Source organism: Moraxella sp. CTOTU46934 (assembly GCF_031979465.1).
Classification (GTDB): domain Bacteria; phylum Pseudomonadota; class Gammaproteobacteria; order Pseudomonadales; family Moraxellaceae; genus Faucicola; species Faucicola tetraodonis.
The window spans coordinates 520,604-539,199 of the sequence record NZ_DALZEG010000001.1; the positions used below are offsets into that span (position 1 = coordinate 520,604).

Here is an 18,596-nt window from a genome sequence, read left to right on the forward strand (position 1 = left end):
AGGAGTGTAGCATAAAAAATTGGGCAATAAAAAAATGCCTAACCCCAGTGAAGCTATGATACAATGAAAAGGAAAAGTGCCCTTATTTTATTCTTTGCTTATTTTATTTTTGTAAGTGCCCTTCTCATCGATTATTCTATGATTTTACATGGTAATTCATGGTCTATGTTTTCATATGGCCGCTTGTTGTCATGTCTAGTGATATATCATTTAATCATCCTTAGGATTTATTGTGTCAAATTTAGCATCAAATTCCACAAATGTGGCAAATCAGTCTGCTTTTTATCTTAATACAAAAAATACTTGGCTATTACCTGATGGGGTTGTCGATTTACTATCAACCGAAGCGGTAAAGCAAGAAACCCTGCGTTATCAATTGACCCGTATTTTAATCAGCCATGGCTATGAATTTATTAGCCCGCCTATGATTGAATATACCGAAAGCTTGCTCGGCTATGCGTCTGAAGATGTTAAATTACAAACTTTTAAAATCATTGATCAGCTAACCGGTCGGCTCATGGGGGTACGCGCAGATATCACCCCACAAATTGCGCGGATTGATGCGCGTCTTCACAATAATCAAGACACTAGTAACCCATCAAAATCAATTTCTCGCTATTGTTATGCAGGGCATGTAATCTATACCATGCCAAAAGGCTTATTTGGTTCGCGCACCCCACTACAGTTGGGCGCTGAGATTTTTGGTACCGACTCACTAGCCAGTGAAGTGGAACTATTAGATGTGCTATTTACCTTGTTAGATAGCACGGATGTGATTGCACGCTCGCATATTGATATTGGGCATGTGGCGATTTTTCAGCAGCTTTGCCAGCTTGCCAGTGTACCTACGCATCTGCAAGAAAAACTAATTGAGCTTTACGCTAATAAAGCGTTACCTGAGCTGAAACTTTTGACCAGCAAAATGAGCCAGTTTGGCGAACTTGCCAACGATTTTTATGTGCTTGGCGAGGCAGGTAATGACTTGCAAAAACTGAGCGAACGACTCTCAACTCAAGCCAAACACGATGCTATCATTGCCAAAGCCTTGTCTGATTTGACTTATTTGGTGAGCCATCTTGAAGAGCACTGGGATGCCAATGTCAGTGTCGATGTCACAGGATTGGGATATCACTATCATACAGGCGTTGTCTTTAATGTGTACGTGGCAGATGAGTCATTGCCGCTGATTCGTGGTGGTCGTTTTAGCAATCATTTTCATCATGAAGTTGATAATACCGATGCCGTGCGTTCGGGCGTTGGCTTTAGCTGCGAGCTAAACCGTTGGCAAAATCATATCCAGGTACATGAGCAGCCTTTTACCGTGGTGCCTTATAGCCATGTACAAACTATTTTACATGTACCCAATCATCCTGATGCGCCAGCGCTCAAACAAGCGATTGACTCACTACGCCAAGAAGGGCATCGGGTGATGATTGCGCTGGATGAGACCGATGAACCTGAGCAAACCACCCATCGCTTGCAAGTAGCGAATGGGGTTTGGTACTTAGAGCATTTGGCAGAGAATTAATTTTTAAGCTGTTGTAAACTTGTTTTTAGCAATTACTTTGATAAAAGGTGACTTATCATGAAACATACGGGAAAAAACGTCGTTGTCCTTGGTAGCCAGTGGGGCGATGAGGGTAAAGGCAAAATCGTTGACTTATTGACTGAAAAAGCCAGTGCGGTGGCGCGCTATCAAGGCGGTCATAATGCCGGTCACACTTTGGTCGTTGGCGGTAAAAAAACCGTATTACATTTGATTCCATCAGGTATTCTACGTGAAGGGGTTACTTGCTACATCGGTAATGGCGTGGTGCTAGCCCCAGACGCGCTATTAAAAGAAATGCAATCACTGGTTGAAGCAGGCGTGCCTGTGCGTGAGCGACTTCGTATTTCACCCAACTGCCCACTGATCATGCCACAGCATGTAGCGCTTGACCAAGCCCGTGAAGTCAAACGTGGTAACAACAAAATTGGCACAACCGGTCGTGGTATCGGCCCTGCCTACGAAGATAAAGTAGCGCGCCGTGCGTTGCGTTTTGCTGACTTGTTGCGAGCTGACTTTGCCGATAAACTAAAAACTAACCTTGAGTTTCATAACTTTGCCTTGACCCAATATTATGGGGTGGACGCAGTTGATTTTGAGGCGACCTTAAAGCTGGCAGAAGAATGGCGTGATGCGCTAAAAGACTTGGTAGCTGATGTGACGGGCGAGCTTGACAAGCTATGCAAAGAAGGCAAAAACTTAATGTTTGAAGGTGCGCAAGGTACGTTGCTTGACGTTGACCACGGCACTTATCCCTTCGTTACCAGCTCAAACACCACAGCTGGCGGCGTGGCGACGGGCACCGGTCTTGGACCCTTGTACTTTGACTATGTATTGGGCATCACCAAAGCTTACACCACGCGCGTGGGGGCGGGTCCCTTCCCAACTGAGTTATTTGATGATATCGGTGAGCACATCGGTACTGTGGGTCAAGAATTTGGTGCTACCACGGGCCGCGCCCGTCGTTGTGGTTGGTTTGATGCAGCGATTCTACGCCGTGCTGTGGTACTAAACTCCCTATCTGGTATCTGCTTGACCAAGCTTGATGTGTTAGATGACCTTGAACAGCTCAATATCTGCACAGGTTATGAGTTACCAAGTGGGGAAGTTTGCGGCTCTAGCGATGCGGAGTTTTACGAGAATGTCAAACCCATCTACGAAACATTGCCAGGTTGGAAAACTAGCACTGTGGGTGTGACAGAGTATGACAAGCTACCTGAAAATGCCAAAGCTTACATCAAACGCATTGAGCAGCTTATCGAGTGTCCCGTTGACATTATCTCAACAGGTCCTGACCGTGCCGAAACCATCGTACTACGCGACCCGTACGATGCCTAACCCTTATTCATCAAAAAACCCGATGTGACGTCGGGTTTTTTATCGCGCGCTTGGTTTGGTCGGGATGCCTTAGACTTTACCTATTTTTGGCAATTTTTGGTAGGCTCATGGCTTGGTACCCGACTGCGCCATAAAATCCGTTTAGACTGGCTAGAAAAAATCCTGCCGTATCTACTCACCCTCATAGCGCTCAAATTGATTGTCGATATCGCCCGTCGCTATTTTTTTTGAACCGCTAATGCCAAAAAATCTCAGTAATAAGCGCGATGGCAATGATGATAAATATCAAGCCACATAATCGATTGAGCCACATCAAGCGATTGCCCAATTGCAGCCAATCCGACAGTTTTTTGCCGCTCATGGTATAAACCAGCTGCCACGTTATCTCAATCATAAAAAACCCCACCGTGAGCATGAGGTATTGCGGCAATAAAGGCGCGGAAAAATTGATAAATTTGGGGAAAAATGCGGCAAAAAACAAAATCGCCTTGGGGTTGGACAACGACACCCAAACCCCTGTTTTAAAAAGTTGCGCGGGGGGTCGGTATGACCTGTAACTGGTCACTGTGCAATTCGCTGTCAGCTTCGCGCCAAGATTTTATCCCAAGATAGGCTAAATACAGCGCGCCCACGACTTTGATAATGGTCAGCAAAAAAGGCGCATTGGTACTGATAAGTCCTAGCCCTAACAGTGACGTTGTCAGTAATATAAATAAACCCATGCTCAGCCCTGCTAACGTCCACAGGGTTTTTTTGATGCCATAATTGACACCAAATTGGAACGCTAACAGCATATTAGAGCCAGGCGCTGCAGAGATAAGGCAAGTACTGATTAAAAAAAATAAGAAATTTTGCAGGGTCATTAGAATTTTTAGTAAATAAGTGAAAGATAGCCAATCAACGGTTAGTCAGATGCCTTGGCAGACGGTGGAATGACAAACTGCCATTGCGGGTTAAAAAACCGTCGAAACATCAGCAAAGTCGCTATTGTACACCCTAAGGTACTGCTGGTGGCAATTAAAAATAGGGTAATAATTTGATAAAGCACGGCTTGGTGCGGGTCTGCGCCTGCCAAAATTTGTCCTGTCATCATACCCGGCAAGCTCACTACCCCCACCACCATCATGCTGTTAATCGTCGGTGTGATGCCATTTTGAATGGCAGCAATGACGTAGGGTTTTGCAGTTTCCCAAGGCGTGGCGGACAATGCCAAATAAGTATTAATCATACTTTGTTCGCGATGAAAACTGCTGACAAGTTGGTTCATAGAGAGTGAGACAGCGGTCAATGAATTACCTAAAATCAGCCCCAATAACGGTATCATCACTTGCGGGCGAAACCATGTAGCAGCGTTGTCTGACAGCACCCACCCACCACCAAATATAACTACCACCCAACTACTGACAAACACCGCCAATGCCGTATCCCAAAATAAACCTTGATAAGGCTTTTTAACCCGATTTTTGGCAGCGATAGTGGCGACAATCGACATAAAAGTCAAAATCGCCAACACTTCATACCATTGCTCTCTGGCAAAAATCCACGCAAGTACCAGTCCAATTAGGCTTAGTTGAACCATCGTGCGAAAACTTGCAATGAGCAGGGGTTTGACGATACCCAATTTTAACCAAACACTGATTGCCATTACCAGTAATAATGCCAGGCTTGCCAGCGCCACTTGTAGGTAGGAGATAGCGGGCATGGTGCTAGCTAACATCATCATCGCTGATTCCCTTGTGCTACGGATGCGGGTACTTTGCTATCCACCGTTAACTTGTGATTGCTCAATTGACCATTAGCCATCGTCCAGTGGCTAGTGCCAATCGCCAATAAGCGCTGAATTTGGGTCGGTTCATGGCTGATCCACACGACGGTAGCATTGGGGGTGGATTGATACCAGTGGTTAATCAATGTTTCGACTTGGTGGGTGGTGGTGGTATCAAGGGAGGCGGTAGGCTCATCGAGTAATAAAATGGTCGGGTGCAACTGTAGCGTGCGTAATAAATTAACAAGTTGTTTTTCGCCACCCGATAAGCTGCGGCTATCTTGCTGTAAAAACTGGGGTGATTTGCCAAGGTTAACTAGGTGCTGCTCGTGCCAAGATACATCGAATTTTTTGTCTTTATAAAGTGCAAAGCTAAAGGGCAGGCTCAAGTTGTCTAAGACGCTGCCCTCAATCATCTCACTTAGTTGCGCAATATAGGCAACCTGTGAGCGCCAAATAGCCGGCGTCAAATCGGTCAAATTTTTTCCGTTTAACGTGATGTGACCTGCTGACATAGGTAGTAGGCTTGCTAGTAGCTTTAGCAGTAACGATTTGCCACTGCCAGACTGTCCCGTGATTACAATAAAGTCATGGTCATGGATTTCACCTGAAACATGATTGATGAGTGTTCGATTGTCGATTTGATAAGACAGTTGGTCAAATTGTAACATAGCTTTTTAAAGTATAGTTTTTTTAATGGACAGCGTTTTTAAAGTATCGTGATAGAGTTATGACAAGGTGGTTTTATCCCAAAGCACTTCTTGACCGTCATCCAACCGAGCAACGACGCGCGCCAATACAAACAGCCAATCGGACAGACGATTGATAAACTGCAGACTAATTGGTGAGACATTATCATCCCGCGAGTTTAATGCCACGAGTAAGCGCTCAGCGTCTCGGCAATAGCAGCGAGCGATATGCACTTGGCTGGTCACAATGGTGCCTGCAGGCAAAATAAAATCTTTGAGGGGTGGTAAATGGGTGTTCCACTCATCAATTTGATTTTCAAGTTCTATCACATACTCTGCCAAAATCCCGCGGTATTCGGGCATAGCAAGCTCACCCCCTAGATTGAAAAGCTGGTGCTGCAAGCGGCTTAGTTTGGCATCAAATTGGGCATGGTTGAGTTGGGCGTGGTTAGGGTGGGATTGGCTATTTTGAGTATGGTTATCTTGACTAAGATAGCCCCGCAATAAACCGATTTGTGAGTTTAATAAGTCAGTTTTGCCCATGGCGTCAAAGCGTAAGTCTGCCTTAGACACCCGTGAACCATCCGCCATGCCAGTGGTGCCGTCATCGCCCGTTCGGGTGTAAATCTTTGATAATCGATTGCCCATTGTAGAGACCTTAAAGTGTGAAATATGCCAAATCATAGCACTTTTAACAAAATTTCGGTATGATAACCGATTGTCTTTTTTACCCAACTTGCACAGGTGACTATCCCATGACCCAGCTGACACAGCCCATGCCGATTACCATATATGACTCGATGAGTGGGCAAAAACGCCCATTCACGCCCTTAGAAGCAGGCAAGGTTGGCATGTATGTCTGTGGGATGACGGTGTATGATTATTGCCACATTGGTCATGCGCGGGTTATGGTCGGCTTTGATGTGGTGGTGCGCTGGCTGCGTCATATTGGCTATGATGTCAATTATGTGCGTAATATTACTGATATTGATGACAAAATTATTAACCGCGCTAAGGACAATGGCGAAAGTATCTATCAGTTGACAGACCGCTTTATCAAAGCCATGCACGAAGATGCTGATAATCTGGGCTGTGTGCGTCCTAACAGTGAGCCAAAAGCCACGGATTTTATCCCACAGATGCAACATCTAATCCAAACGCTGGAAAGCAAAAATTTAGCCTATCAAGGCGCAACGGGCGATGTCTATTATGCGGTCGAAAATTTTGCTGAGTATGGCAAGCTCTCAAAACGTCGCCTAGCCGATATGCAAGCAGGTGCCAGCGAGCGGGTAAATGTTGAGACAGACAAAAAAAATCCGTTTGACTTTGTATTGTGGAAATCTGCCAAAGAAACAGAGCCGTCTGAGACCAAATGGCAGTCACCTTGGGGTGTGGGTCGCCCAGGTTGGCATATCGAATGTTCGGCGATGAGTACTTGCTGCTTGGGCGATACCTTCGATATCCACGGCGGCGGACATGATTTGCAGTTTCCACACCACGAGAACGAAATTGCCCAATCTGAAGGCGCAACCGGTAAAACCTATGCCAACAACTGGATGCACGTGGGCTTTATCAATGTTGACGGCGAGAAAATGTCAAAATCACTGGGTAATTTCTTTACCATTCGCGATGTGATGGGACAGTTTCATCCAGAGACCATTCGTTTTTTTATTTTATCGAATCATTATCGCAGTCCGGTGAATTTCTCAGATAGCGCGCTTAAAGAAGCCCAAACCAGTCTCACGCGTCTGTATCAAGCATTAAAATCTGTAGAAAGCCTAACCCAACCAGCGGGCGAGATTGATAAAGCTCCGTTTGAAACCCCTTTTAATCAAGCGATGTGCGATGATTTTAACAGTGCAGGGGCGGTGAGTGTATTATTTAGTCTGGCACGTGAAATCAACAAAGCGGTCAATCTCGAAACCGTTGAAGGCAATGCCCAAGCGCTGGCGTTAGCAACATTGCTAAAAGATTTGGCACAACCGCTCAATATTTTACAGCTTAATCCAACCGATTTTTTACAAGCGAAAGTGGGCGAAACGACCGGGTTAAGTGATAGCGAGATTGAAGCATTCATCGAAGCCCGCAAGCAAGCCAAAGCGGATAAAGACTTTGCCAAAGCTGACCAAATTCGTAATCATTTGAAAGCTCAAGGCGTTGAGCTAGAAGACGGTAAAAATGGCACGACTTGGCGCCGTGTTTAAGCTGATTTTAACCTGTCACGGTTTAAATTGCTTGATAATTTAACCGATTTTAGCTAGAATATACGGTTAATCAAAAACTAAACGATGGTGTCAATTGAACATACCAATGACAACACGCTAAATCCAAAGGCTGGGCAGGGAACTGTTCAGCCTTTTGCGGTTTTTTGGCTGTCAAATTTTTCACCACGACAAAATTTTAATTACTATTTAACTACTCTTAACTGCTCCGAGGTCTTTATGTTACGAATCGTTGATGAAGCACTTACCTTTGATGATGTGCTGCTACTACCTGCTTATTCTGAAGTCTTGCCTAAGATGGTAGATTTAAAAACCCGTTTGACGCGCGGTATTGAGCTAAATTTACCCATCGTATCTGCTGCGATGGATACTGTGACTGAATCGCAAATGGCAATTACCATTGCCCAGCTTGGCGGTATGGGGATTTTGCACAAAAACATGGACATTGATTTACAAGCCATGCAAGTACGCCGGGTGAAAAAATTTGAAGCTGGTACGGTTGTTGATCCTATCAGCGTATCACCCGATACCAGTGTAGGCGAATTGCTTCGCATCACCAAAGAAAACAAAATTAGCGGTGTGCCTGTGGTAGAAGGTAACCAAGTGGTCGGTATCGTCACCCACCGTGATATCCGTTTTGAAAATAATCTAAGCCAGCCTGTTCGCAATATCATGACCCCAAAAGAAAAATTGGTGACAGTCAAAGAAGGCGAGCCGACAGAGAATATTAAACGTTTGCTACACGAACACCGCATCGAAAAAGTGATTGTTGTGGATGACAATTTTCAATTAAAAGGCTTGATTACTGTCAATGATTTCACCAAAGCTGAAAACAACCCAAATGCTTGCCGCGATGGTAAAGGTCGCCTACGTGTTGGCGCTGCAGTGGGTACGGGGGCAGATACCGAAGCTCGCGTTGAAGCGCTCATCGCTGCTGATGTGGACGTGATTGTTGTAGATACCGCACATGGTCATTCAAAAGGCGTCATCGATCGCGTGGCTTGGGTGAAAAAGAACTATCCAAACATCCAAGTGATTGGCGGTAATATCGCCACTGCTGATGCGGCACTCGCGTTGCGTGATGCGGGTGCCGATGCGGTCAAAGTGGGTATCGGTCCGGGCTCTATTTGTACCACGCGTATTATCGCAGGGATTGGGGTGCCGCAAATTTCAGCGATTAGCAACGTGGCTGATGCGCTAAAAAATGACATTCCACTGATAGCTGATGGTGGTATCCGTTTTTCAGGCGATATGGCGAAAGCGTTAGCAGCGGGTGCCTCTTCTATCATGGTGGGTTCTCTACTTGCAGGTACTGAAGAAGCGCCAGGGGAAGTGGAGCTATTCCAAGGTCGCTACTACAAAGCCTACCGCGGTATGGGTTCGCTAGGTGCGATGTCAGGACAAAACGGTTCATCCGATCGTTATTTCCAAGACGCCAAAGAAGGGGTAGAAAAATTGGTACCCGAAGGTATCGAAGGTCGCGTCCCTTACAAAGGTCCAATGAACGGTATCATCAACCAATTAGCCGGTGGCTTACGTTCGTCAATGGGCTATACAGGCTGTGCCAATATTGAAGAAATGCGTAGCAAACCACAGTTTGTACGTGTGACTTCGGCCGGTATGAAAGAATCTCACGTACATGACGTACAAATCACCAAAGAAGCCCCCAATTACCGTGTAAACTAAGTAATAGGTTGATTGCGCTAAAACTGGGTTAACTACCCAGTTTTTTTATCGCCCAATTTATCGCCTAAAGTTTTTACAGCCTAAAGTAACAGGCTGTGCCATCACCCATAAAAACAAACAGATGTCGCAACATGCGTGAAATTTTGCTATGCTAAAATTTTATATTTTGATAACAACAACGGGCGACAAAGGAGAATTAAATGAGTTATTTTGGTACTGATGGTATTCGTGGTAAGTTTGGGGAATTTCCGATACATCCGCAGTTTTTAATCAAACTAGGCTATGCCACGGGTAAAGTGCTGCTAGCTAACCAAGCGACCCCAAACGAAAATCATCGTCCCAATGTCGTCATTGGTAAAGATACGCGGCTCTCTGGCTATGTTATTGAAGCCTGTCTGCAAGCAGGATTTAACGCTGCAGGAGTAGATGTGCATATGCTAGGCACTATTCCAACCCCTGCCATCGCGCATTTGACCCGAAGTTTTCACGCTGATGCGGGCGTGGTGATATCCGCATCCCACAATCCGTTTTATGACAACGGTATCAAATTTTTCTCCAATGAAGGCAAAAAGCTGTCAGATGAAATTCAACAAGCCATCAATGAAAAAATTGATGAAATCAAAGATATTAATGTTGTTATTGATACCCCAGAAGCGCTAGGCAAAAGTTATCGTGTGGAAGATGCCAAAGGTCGCTATATCGAGTTTTGTAAGGGCACTTTCCCCTATAATCTAAATTTAAATGCCCTAAAAATCGTCGTTGACTGTGCCAATGGCGCAGGATACAGTGTCGCACCCCGTGTATTACGTGAGTTAGGTGCAACCGTCATTGCCATTGGCGATAAACCCGATGGCATTAATATCAACGACAATGTCGGCTCTACGCATCCGGCAAACTTGCAACAAGCGGTGCTTGACCATGATGCCCAAGTGGGTATTGCTTTAGATGGCGATGGCGACCGTATCATCATGGTCAATGAAAAAGGCGAGTTGGTTGATGGTGATGGCATTTTATATATTTTAGCCACCCAAGCAGCGCAACAAGTCGATGGCGTGGTAGGTACCTTGATGACCAACATGGGTCTGCAATTGGCGTTTGACAAAGCCGGTATTGCCTTTGAGCGCGCCAAAGTCGGCGACCGCTATGTCATGCAAGGACTTGAAAAAAATGGCTGGGTACTGGGCGGTGAGTCATCGGGTCATATTTTAACGCTAGATAAAGCCAGTACGGGCGATGCGATTGTGGCAGGTTTGCAAGTGCTTGCGGTGATGGCGCAGAGCAAACAATCATTATCAGAGCTGATGAAGGGTTATACGCAGCTACCACAAAAATTGGTCAATGTCAGATTGGCGCAAAAACAAGATCCCTATACCTTCCCAGAATTGGCAAATGCGTTTAAAGCTGCCGAAGAAAAATTGACAGGACGCGGTCGTTTACTAATTCGTCAATCAGGTACAGAGCCATTGATTCGGGTAATGGTCGAAAGCGATGATGAGATTGAGTGTGATATGCTAGCCAATGAACTTGCTGAAAAAGTACGCCAAGTGATGGCGTAAAGTTGACATTTGCTAAGGATAAAAAATGAGTATTGATTTTACCAGTCAACGATTATCGTATGAGCAAGGCGAGCTTATCGAATCACACTTGCCAGAGCAGCCGTTTGGCTTACTACAAACTTGGGTGCAACAAGCGATTGATGCCAAGCAAGGGGAAGCGTATGCGTTTTCACTGGCGACTTGTGGACGTGATAAGCAGCCAAGTGTGCGTACCCTACTGATGCGTGAAATTATCCAATTGGAAAACGCGGGCATTGGCCTCGTGTTTTATACCAATTACGACAGTGCCAAAGGCTGTGATTTGGCGATTAACCCCAATGCAGAAGCATTATTTTTTTGGCCGAGCCTAGAAAGACAAATCCGTCTTACCGGCGCGGTGCAAAAAGTTAGCCGTGAACAATCCGCGCAGTATTTTCATAGCCGCCCCCGTGACAGCCAATTAGCGGCTTGGGTCAGCGAGCCACAAAGCAGCGTGGTTGCTAGCCGCGAGGTAATGGAAGACAAATTTGCCCAATTAACTGTGCAGTACGGGGACAACCCAATTCCTTTACCAGAATTTTGGGGAGGCTATCTGCTGACCGTAGAAAAAATCGAATTTTGGCAGGGTAGAGCCAATCGTATGCATGACCGAATTGTCTATTCGCTAGATGGCGACCAATGGGTGATGGAACGCTTATTACCTTAAACTACAAGCCATAAAAAAACACGGTATTTTAAACCGTGTTTTTTTATTTGATAAAAATTAGTTTTGCAGTGAACGCAGTAAACGCACAAACTCAATATACATCCACACCAGTGTTGATAAGATACCAACGCTTAGTACCCACTCATAGCTTTCATCCACCCCTGCGGCATAGGCTCGCTCAACACTATCAAAATCTAATAACAAGCTCAGGGATGCAATCACAATCACCAGCAAGCTAAAACCAATACCCACCACGCCCCCGCTAAACAAATATGGCAGTGAGCTACCAAATAGGCTAAACCCGATTTGTACCAGATACACCAGCATGATAGCAATCACAGCCGACATCATCACAGAACGAAATTTTTGGGTGACTTTAATCACGCCACTGCGATAAAGTGCCAGCATCACGGCAGCGGTTACAAAAGTTGCGACCAACGCCGTCGGAGCTACTGTGGGAAACTTAATACTCGCAAACAGGGAAATCGCGCCAATCACGATGCCCTCTAAAATTGCATAAGGAATTGCCAATGTTTTAGCTATGTGGGGTTTTGAGATAATTACCATACTCAATACAAAAGCCACCAAGATACTGGCTAAAGCAGCTACACTAACAAAACCTGAAGTGACGCCACTAGTTAGGCAATAGCCAAAGAATCCAACACCTGATAAGGTCGTCAAACCTAACAGAAAAGAGGTCTTTCGGATGACCCCTTTGACCGTCATCGGTGTCGTGCTAACCGCAAGTTCAGCACGAGATATAATCGGATTTGCCATAAAAATTTGCTCCCAAGCGTTAAAAAATTTCAAAAGTTAACTAGATGTTAATCACCTTAAATTAGCAAATAGCAATGAGTTTGTATACATTAACTGCACAACGAAGGTTAGCAATTTTGTAATATAAAATACTGATTGGGCATAACGTGAGCCAGTAAGCTGTGATAAAATAGCTTAATCTTTATCAGTTAATTTTCTGCTATGACGTCCACACTTATTCCCAATCCTGCCTTTGGGCGTATCGGCATTATGGGTCGTGCCAACAAGCCAAGTGTCATTCAAAGTATCTACCAAATTTGTGACTTTTTTCATGAGCAAGGGTTGCCTTTATTAATTGACCATCAGACGGCACGGTTGCCGGCATTGGATTTTGCACGTCTGGGTGACATTGCTACTATTGAGCGCAGTTTGCTCGGCGGTGCTTGTGATTTGGTCATTGTGGTCGGTGGTGATGGTTCGCTGCTACATGCGGCGCAAGTACTGGTCAAACACAAAGTGCCCGTAGTGGGGGTAAACCGCGGACGTCTAGGGTTTTTAACTGACATTTATCCTGATGATTTAAACGTAAAATTGACCAGTATTTTACAAGGTCATTATCAGCTTGAAGATCGATTCTTGTTAAAGATGGAAATCCGTCAAGGTGCACATGTGATTTATGAAGATATGGCGCTAAATGACATTGTGCTGCATGCAGGAAAATCAGTGCATATGCTAGATTTTCATTTAAAAATTGATGGGCTTAATGTCTATCGTCAGCACAGTGATGGTCTGATTGCCTCCACACCGACGGGTTCCACCGCTTATGCACTATCAGGTGGCGGGCCGATTATTCATCCTAGTATGGATGCCATTTGTCTGGTGCCCATGCATCCACATACCTTATCAAGCCGCCCGATTGTGGTCAGCGGCAATAGCGAAATAAAAATCCGCATCCATAAAGATAACCGCACCCAGCCGATGGTGAGTGCAGATGGCAAACCGTCGGTGCCGCTCAACCAAAACCAGCGTTTAGTGATTCACAAGCATCCGAACAAACTCACGTTATTACACCCACCTGGGGTGGATTTTTTTGAAGCTTGCCGTACCAAACTCGGCTGGAATAGCTACGCTGAAGAATTTAGTATGGATAATTAAATAAAAAAGCCACCGAATGATTCAGGTGGCTTTTTTATGACAAAATACCTTAATTAATCAGCCCACTTGCCGAGCGTTTTGAGATGAATCCATCTGGGATTTGGTTATGGTCGGCTTGCCAGCGCTGAAATGCCAATTTGGTATTGGTGCCTACGACGCCATCTGACCCTTTGGTATCATAACCCATTGCCGTCAAACGCTGTTGCAGTTGGCGTACTTCATAAGTAGCAAGTGGCTGCTCATAGCGTGGCCAAGATTGCTGTAAACCTGGCTGCCCGATAATAGCTTTGGCAAGTAAGCTCACTCCCATAGCATAATTGGAGGAATTATTGTATACCTTAATCGCATCAAAATTTTTGGTTAATAAAATCGCAGGACCCTCTTTACCCGCAGGGAGCCACAATTCTGCCATCGCATCCATGGGCGCATTTGGGGTAATAAATTGAACACCTAAATTTTGCCAGTCTGCCATGGTTTTTTTGGTACTAACCTGGCGATAATCAAAACCATTTGGTAATCGTACTTCATAGTACGAGCCCATGCCACGCTGCCAGCCGGCATTTTTAAGATAGCTTGCGGTAGAAGCTAACGCATCAGCGGTATGCCAAGGGTTACGATGACCATCACCATTGCCATCTACTGCTTCATCTAACCAAGTTTTGGGAATAAATTGGGTATGTCCCATCCCACCTGCCCAAGAGCCGCGCAGTTGCGACCAATCAATATCACCACGCTCAAGCAGCGACAACAGCGCTAGTAGCTGATCCTCTGCAAAACTGCGGCGACGACCATCATATGCCAATGTCGCCAAACTATTGACCAGTGATGAGTTGCCTGTGCCTTGACCGTAAGAAGATTCCATGCCCCAAATGGCAGTCACAATAGAGGCCGGCACACCATACTGATTTTCAATGCGCTCAAGTAGCGCGCTTTGGCTGGCAAAATTGCGCTGACCGCCACTGACACGACCACTCGATGCGGCACCATCGATATATTCCCAAGGCATTTTGGCAAATTCAGGCTGTCCTTTATCCAGTGACACCACTTGCTCACTGTAGTTGGCGCTTGACAGCAAGCGTTCAACATCAGCACGGGGGTAACCTTTTTGCACAGCCCGTTCAATAAAATCCGATTTCCACTGATAAAAGCTGCTGTATTGATTGGTTGGAACAGTCACAGGTGGCACGGGCGTGACTTTAGGGGGTACTGTAATGACCACAGGGGCAGTCGGCAACGTACCTGGTAATTTTTGGGGTTGGGTCTGAACAGGGGCTGATGAACAAGCTGCCAACAATGCCGCTAAGCTGACAGGCAATGCCAGTTTTTGACCAGCAAAACGATGCGACAAGCAGAGCGATAAAGCGACGATAGACGACGAATATTTAACATACATAAAGCAATAACCTCAATTAATACAAGCCAAATGCGTACAAACATAACAACTGTGGTAAAAAAATTGAATATAGCACAAAAATAGGAAATTTTAATTGTTAAGGAATAATTGATATAAAAATACTACAAAAATTGCGGTAAAAGTATTTGCTAGATTTTGGCAGTTTTGCCAGCGTTTTTTGCAAAATAGGATTGATAATTGGTCAAAAAAGTTTATGATAATCGGTTTATACTATAATTTTGAGGAATAACTATGCTAAAAGTCAATCAATATTTTGATGGGAATGTGGCATCAATCGGTTTTCAAACAGCCACCCTACCTGCGACCGTGGGCGTGATGAAAGTAGGGGAATACGAATTTGGCACAAGTCAATTTGAAACCATGACCGTCATTAGCGGGGCTATCTCGGCATTGTTGCCAAACCAAACTGAATGGCAAACTTTTAAAGCCCATGAAACCTTTACCGTCGATGCCAACCAAAAATTCAAGGTAAAAATTGACGAAGAAACGGCTTATCTTTGCACTTACCAAGATAAATAATCAAGATAAATCAGTAATAAAAAAGCGATATCAAATCCATGATATCGCTTTTTTTTAGCCGAAAAATTTATTGAATACCGCCAAATTTTCCTGCATTAAAATCTAAGATGGCTTGACGGATTTCAGCTTGGCTATTCATCACAAAAGGTCCGTAACCCACCACCGGCTCATTAATCGGCTCACCACTCATCAGCAAGATTTTCGCTCCCGCTTTGCCTGCCGTTAAGCGTACAAAATCCTCGCCCTTATCGCCACTTTCAATTTCAAAAGTGATTAATTGATTGGCGTGTGCTTGCTGGTCGTGATCGCCGTTGATGATAACATCGCCTTGCATCGACAATAACAACAAATTGTGAGTGCGAGAAATCGCGACTTCTATTGAGCGATTGGGTTCAATACTGATATCCCACAAGTTAATGGGGGTAAAAGTCGTGCCAATGCCGCGTGCCTTATTGTCACCCTGCTGAGGAGCTTTGGCATTGATAGCAGGGGTAAACTCCCCAGCAATTACCTTAACTTGTCCTGCATGTAGTCCTTCATCATCATGTAGACTGACCACAGGCATATCATCATTGCCAAGATGTTGGTATTTGGCAGGCGTGGTTTTATCTTTGGCAGGTAGATTGACCCAAAGCTGTACCATGCTAAAATCACCGCCTGCTTGGCTAAATTCAGGGGAGTGAAATTCCTCATGAATCACGCCATTGCCCGCCGTCATCCATTGCACGTCACCTGTCTTAATAGTACCGCCACCGCCACTAGAATCACGGTGGGAGACTTCACCTGCATAGGCGATAGTTACCGTTTCAAAGCCTTTGTGCGGATGTTGTCCGACACCGCGAGGGGCTTGAGTATTGGGTTCGAAATACTGTGTTGCCGCATAGTCGAGCATTAAAAAAGGATCGGTGCGTTTATCACCCACCATGTGATTGAACATCGGGTTGACATGAAAACCATCACCCACCCAATGCGGGCGTGGAGCTGCATGGATTTTGTCGACTTGTCGGTAAGTTTTATTGCTATTTTGCTTGCTATTTTGCATGGCCATGATTTTTCTCCTTATTGATAGCTATAATATAGGAGCAAAAAGGCTATTTTCAAGTATAAATTACATAGTATTGTTGATTGTAAATATTAACTAAAATAAAAGATAAAAAAAGGCAAAGTTAATTGCTAACATTGCCTTCATAAATTATTTAATGATTTTAATCATCAAGTTCTGACCATCGTGCCATTTTTTCAAGTAACAAATCATCAATCTCGTTGAGACGTTCACTGGCTTGGGTAGCGGCTGCCATATCACTCACAAACCAGCTGCCATCGGCTAATTTGTCTTGAATTTCAGCTTGCTCTTGCTCGAGTGCCGCGATTTCATCGGGGAGACTATCCAATTCACGCTGCTCTTTGTAGCTCAGTTTCTTCTTCACGGTATCAGTTTTTGGTGCATCAGTGTTAATGGCTTCTTTAGGCTTTACTGTTGTCTTTTCTGATTTGTCCGCTTTGGGTTTAATCGCTTGTTCACGGGATTTTTGCGTCAAATAGTCTTGATAGCCGCCCACATATTCTTTGACAATGCCATTGCCATCGCTATCTTCATCAAAAACCCAAGTTGATGTTACGACATTGTCCATAAAGGTACGGTCATGGCTAATCAGTAAGATGGTGCCATTAAAGCTATCGACGGCTTCTTCTAACAGCTCTAGGGTTGCCATATCTAAGTCGTTGGTCGGCTCATCAAGTACCAAGATATTTGCAGGTTTTAGTAGTTGTTTGGCTAGCAAAACGCGGTTGCGCTCGCCGCCTGACAAGGCTTTGACCGGTGTTCTGGCGCGTTCTGGGGCAAATAAGAAATCTTGCAAATAGCCGATGATATGTTTCTTTTTACCCGCCACTTCTACAAAATCAGAACCTTCTGCGACGTTTTGTACCACGGTCGCTTCTAGATCAAGTTGGTCACGTAATTGGTCAAGAAAGGCGATTTGTAGATTGGTGCCTAATTTGACTGAGCCAGATTTGGTGATATCAGGCTGTGGAATATCCAAAATCGCATGAATGAGCGTGGACTTGCCGACACCGTTTTTACCGATAATACCAATACGGTCACCACGCATGATGCTGGTGTTAAAATCTTTTACCAAGGTTTTATCGCCATAACCTAGATTGAGATGTTTGACATTGGCAACCAATTTGCCGCTGTTTTCGCCATCGTTCATGCTGATGTTAACTTGTCCGACTTGCTCGCGGCGCGCTTTACGTTCTTCACGTAGCGCCTTTAACGCGCGCACGCGACCTTCATTGCGGGTGCGGCGTGCTTTGATACCTTGACGAATCCACACTTCCTCTTCAGCCAGTTTTTTATCAAAATTGGCATTGGCTTTTTCTTCGGCGCTGAGTTGTTGTTCTTTAAGTTCTTGGTATCGGGCATAGCCTTTATTGACATTGCCTGCTTGCTTAGTGACGTCATAACTGCGCAATATACCGCGGTCAAGCTCGACAATGCGGGTGGCGATTTTGTCAATAAACGAGCGGTCATGCGAGATAAACAGCAGGGTTAATCCTTGCGCGTTTAGCAAAAATTGCTCAAGCCATTCGATACTTTCGACATCCAAATGGTTGGTCGGCTCGTCAAGTAGTAGCACATCAGGTTTGGTAATCAGCGCACGGGCAAGCAGCACACGGCGTTTGCGACCGCCCGATAATTCACTAATATCGGCATCGCCGTCCAAGTTCATCATGGACAGCATGGTCTGTACTTCGCGGGTCAAGTCCCAACCATGGGCATCATCAATTTTATGCTGCAAATCTGACATCAATTCACAGGCTTTCATGTCACCACTAGCGCATTTATCACTGGCTTGCTCGTAGGCTGTCAGCCATGTTGCCACATCGCCTGCACCAGCCATAACGATGTCGCTGACTTTGCCCGACGTTTCTGGAATGTCTTGCTCGAGCATGGCAATTTTTAAATTGCCACTGATTTGGAATTCGCCACTGTCAGCCTTGACTTGACCGCTAATGACCTTAAACAAAGTTGATTTACCTTCACCATTGCGCCCAATCAAACACACGCGTTCGCCTTGTTCGATATTAAAATCAATACCGTCCAAAATCGGTGCAATACCAAATGCCAAATGAATATCTCGTAAATGAATCAGTGCCATAACTTTCTCAAAGTTTAGTAAAAATGTTTGTATAATAGGAAAATGCGGCTATTGTAGCAGACTTTATGGCAAAAAATTGTGGGGAAAGTTATGAGGCATTCTAA

Annotated in this window: 18 protein-coding genes; 9 read left to right on the forward strand and 9 right to left on the reverse strand. The window is 44.9% G+C overall.

Features of this window, described 5'->3' with window-relative positions; translation table 11 throughout:
- The first annotated feature begins 232 nt into the window (after positions 1-232).
- The 3 genes from RTN07_RS02360 to RTN07_RS02370 are packed head-to-tail and all read left to right on the forward strand — an operon-like array spanning position 233 to position 3,115.
- The gene (locus RTN07_RS02360; protein WP_312175312.1) at positions 233-1,528 is read left to right on the forward strand and encodes an ATP phosphoribosyltransferase regulatory subunit; all 1,296 of its coding nucleotides are present in this window, start codon (positions 233-235) and stop codon (positions 1,526-1,528) included.
- A 57-nt stretch (positions 1,529-1,585) separates the two neighbouring features.
- Positions 1,586-2,884: an adenylosuccinate synthase gene (locus RTN07_RS02365; RefSeq protein ID WP_309595987.1), complete on the forward strand. Its 1,299-nt coding sequence runs from the start codon at positions 1,586-1,588 to the stop codon at positions 2,882-2,884.
- 24 nt (positions 2,885-2,908) lie between these two features.
- On the forward strand, positions 2,909-3,115 hold the full coding sequence (locus RTN07_RS02370; protein ID WP_312175315.1) for a hypothetical protein: 207 nt from the start codon (positions 2,909-2,911) through the stop codon (positions 3,113-3,115).
- Positions 3,116-3,119: 4 nt separating this feature from the next.
- Here the strand turns inward: RTN07_RS02370 and RTN07_RS02375 are convergent, their stop codons facing one another.
- From RTN07_RS02375 to RTN07_RS02395, 5 genes are all read right to left on the reverse strand, one after another.
- Positions 3,120-3,392, reverse strand: a complete 273-nt coding sequence (locus tag RTN07_RS02375) for a LysE family translocator (protein ID WP_312175317.1) — start codon at positions 3,390-3,392, stop codon at positions 3,120-3,122.
- A gap of 13 nt (positions 3,393-3,405) precedes the next feature.
- A complete protein-coding gene (locus tag RTN07_RS02380; protein WP_312175319.1) occupies positions 3,406-3,678 on the reverse strand; it encodes a LysE family transporter in 273 nt (90 codons plus the stop codon).
- A gap of 110 nt (positions 3,679-3,788) precedes the next feature.
- Positions 3,789-4,607: an ABC transporter permease gene (locus RTN07_RS02385; protein WP_312175320.1), complete on the reverse strand. Its 819-nt coding sequence runs from the start codon at positions 4,605-4,607 to the stop codon at positions 3,789-3,791.
- Positions 4,604-5,320, reverse strand: a complete 717-nt coding sequence (locus RTN07_RS02390; RefSeq protein ID WP_219333230.1) for an ABC transporter ATP-binding protein — start codon at positions 5,318-5,320, stop codon at positions 4,604-4,606. The genes RTN07_RS02385 and RTN07_RS02390 overlap by 4 nt, the downstream gene beginning before the upstream one ends.
- Positions 5,321-5,377: 57 nt before the next feature.
- Positions 5,378-5,986: a cob(I)yrinic acid a,c-diamide adenosyltransferase gene (locus RTN07_RS02395; protein WP_312175324.1), complete on the reverse strand. Its 609-nt coding sequence runs from the start codon at positions 5,984-5,986 to the stop codon at positions 5,378-5,380.
- Between the two features lie 107 nt (positions 5,987-6,093).
- On the opposite strand from RTN07_RS02395, the gene cysS reads away from it, so the two are divergent.
- From cysS to pdxH, 4 genes are all read left to right on the forward strand, one after another.
- On the forward strand, positions 6,094-7,542 hold the full coding sequence (cysS, locus tag RTN07_RS02400; RefSeq protein WP_312175326.1) for a cysteine--tRNA ligase: 1,449 nt from the start codon (positions 6,094-6,096) through the stop codon (positions 7,540-7,542).
- 237 nt (positions 7,543-7,779) lie between these two features.
- Positions 7,780-9,246 carry an IMP dehydrogenase gene (gene guaB, locus RTN07_RS02405; protein WP_076776743.1) on the forward strand — a complete coding sequence of 489 codons (1,467 nt, stop codon included), beginning with the start codon at positions 7,780-7,782 and terminating at the stop codon, positions 9,244-9,246.
- Between the two features lie 200 nt (positions 9,247-9,446).
- Positions 9,447-10,802, forward strand: a complete 1,356-nt coding sequence (glmM, locus tag RTN07_RS02410) for a phosphoglucosamine mutase (protein WP_060994978.1) — start codon at positions 9,447-9,449, stop codon at positions 10,800-10,802.
- A gap of 25 nt (positions 10,803-10,827) precedes the next feature.
- The gene (gene pdxH / locus RTN07_RS02415) at positions 10,828-11,487 is read left to right on the forward strand and encodes a pyridoxamine 5'-phosphate oxidase (RefSeq protein ID WP_007116761.1); all 660 of its coding nucleotides are present in this window, start codon (positions 10,828-10,830) and stop codon (positions 11,485-11,487) included.
- A 57-nt stretch (positions 11,488-11,544) separates the two neighbouring features.
- Here the strand turns inward: pdxH and RTN07_RS02420 are convergent, their stop codons facing one another.
- On the reverse strand, positions 11,545-12,264 hold the full coding sequence (locus RTN07_RS02420) for a Bax inhibitor-1/YccA family protein (protein ID WP_065252594.1): 720 nt from the start codon (positions 12,262-12,264) through the stop codon (positions 11,545-11,547).
- A 201-nt stretch (positions 12,265-12,465) separates the two neighbouring features.
- Between RTN07_RS02420 and RTN07_RS02425 the strand changes: the two genes are divergently transcribed.
- Positions 12,466-13,398, forward strand: a complete 933-nt coding sequence (locus tag RTN07_RS02425) for an NAD(+) kinase (protein ID WP_159769992.1) — start codon at positions 12,466-12,468, stop codon at positions 13,396-13,398.
- A 49-nt stretch (positions 13,399-13,447) separates the two neighbouring features.
- Here the strand turns inward: RTN07_RS02425 and RTN07_RS02430 are convergent, their stop codons facing one another.
- The gene (locus RTN07_RS02430) at positions 13,448-14,791 is read right to left on the reverse strand and encodes a lytic murein transglycosylase (protein WP_144917595.1); all 1,344 of its coding nucleotides are present in this window, start codon (positions 14,789-14,791) and stop codon (positions 13,448-13,450) included.
- A 252-nt stretch (positions 14,792-15,043) separates the two neighbouring features.
- On the opposite strand from RTN07_RS02430, the gene ppnP reads away from it, so the two are divergent.
- Positions 15,044-15,331, forward strand: a complete 288-nt coding sequence (ppnP, locus tag RTN07_RS02435; protein WP_312175331.1) for a pyrimidine/purine nucleoside phosphorylase — start codon at positions 15,044-15,046, stop codon at positions 15,329-15,331.
- Between the two features lie 67 nt (positions 15,332-15,398).
- Here ppnP and RTN07_RS02440 read toward each other — a convergent pair whose 3' ends face one another.
- Together RTN07_RS02440 and abc-f are read right to left on the reverse strand one after the other, a co-directional pair.
- Entirely contained in the window at positions 15,399-16,379 is a 981-nt protein-coding gene (locus RTN07_RS02440) for a pirin family protein (RefSeq protein WP_312175334.1), read from the reverse strand.
- Positions 16,380-16,536: 157 nt separating this feature from the next.
- Positions 16,537-18,492: a ribosomal protection-like ABC-F family protein gene (gene abc-f, locus RTN07_RS02445; protein WP_312175336.1), complete on the reverse strand. Its 1,956-nt coding sequence runs from the start codon at positions 18,490-18,492 to the stop codon at positions 16,537-16,539.
- Positions 18,493-18,596 lie beyond the last annotated feature (104 nt).

Coding starts and splice junctions, on each gene's coding strand:
- cysS (WP_312175326.1), top strand. CDS start 6,094: ATGACCCAGCTGACACAGCCCATGCCGATTACCATATATGACTCGATG.
- RTN07_RS02430 (WP_144917595.1), bottom strand. CDS start 14,791: ATGTATGTTAAATATTCGTCGTCTATCGTCGCTTTATCGCTCTGCTTG.
- RTN07_RS02380 (WP_312175319.1), bottom strand. CDS start 3,678: ATGCTGTTAGCGTTCCAATTTGGTGTCAATTATGGCATCAAAAAAACC.
- RTN07_RS02425 (WP_159769992.1), top strand. CDS start 12,466: ATGACGTCCACACTTATTCCCAATCCTGCCTTTGGGCGTATCGGCATT.
- RTN07_RS02365 (WP_309595987.1), top strand. CDS start 1,586: ATGAAACATACGGGAAAAAACGTCGTTGTCCTTGGTAGCCAGTGGGGC.
- RTN07_RS02440 (WP_312175334.1), bottom strand. CDS start 16,379: ATGGCCATGCAAAATAGCAAGCAAAATAGCAATAAAACTTACCGACAA.
- RTN07_RS02390 (WP_219333230.1), bottom strand. CDS start 5,320: ATGTTACAATTTGACCAACTGTCTTATCAAATCGACAATCGAACACTC.
- abc-f (WP_312175336.1), bottom strand. CDS start 18,492: ATGGCACTGATTCATTTACGAGATATTCATTTGGCATTTGGTATTGCA.
- RTN07_RS02385 (WP_312175320.1), bottom strand. CDS start 4,607: ATGATGATGTTAGCTAGCACCATGCCCGCTATCTCCTACCTACAAGTG.
- ppnP (WP_312175331.1), top strand. CDS start 15,044: ATGCTAAAAGTCAATCAATATTTTGATGGGAATGTGGCATCAATCGGT.
- RTN07_RS02395 (WP_312175324.1), bottom strand. CDS start 5,986: ATGGGCAATCGATTATCAAAGATTTACACCCGAACGGGCGATGACGGC.
- RTN07_RS02420 (WP_065252594.1), bottom strand. CDS start 12,264: ATGGCAAATCCGATTATATCTCGTGCTGAACTTGCGGTTAGCACGACA.
- pdxH (WP_007116761.1), top strand. CDS start 10,828: ATGAGTATTGATTTTACCAGTCAACGATTATCGTATGAGCAAGGCGAG.
- guaB (WP_076776743.1), top strand. CDS start 7,780: ATGTTACGAATCGTTGATGAAGCACTTACCTTTGATGATGTGCTGCTA.
- glmM (WP_060994978.1), top strand. CDS start 9,447: ATGAGTTATTTTGGTACTGATGGTATTCGTGGTAAGTTTGGGGAATTT.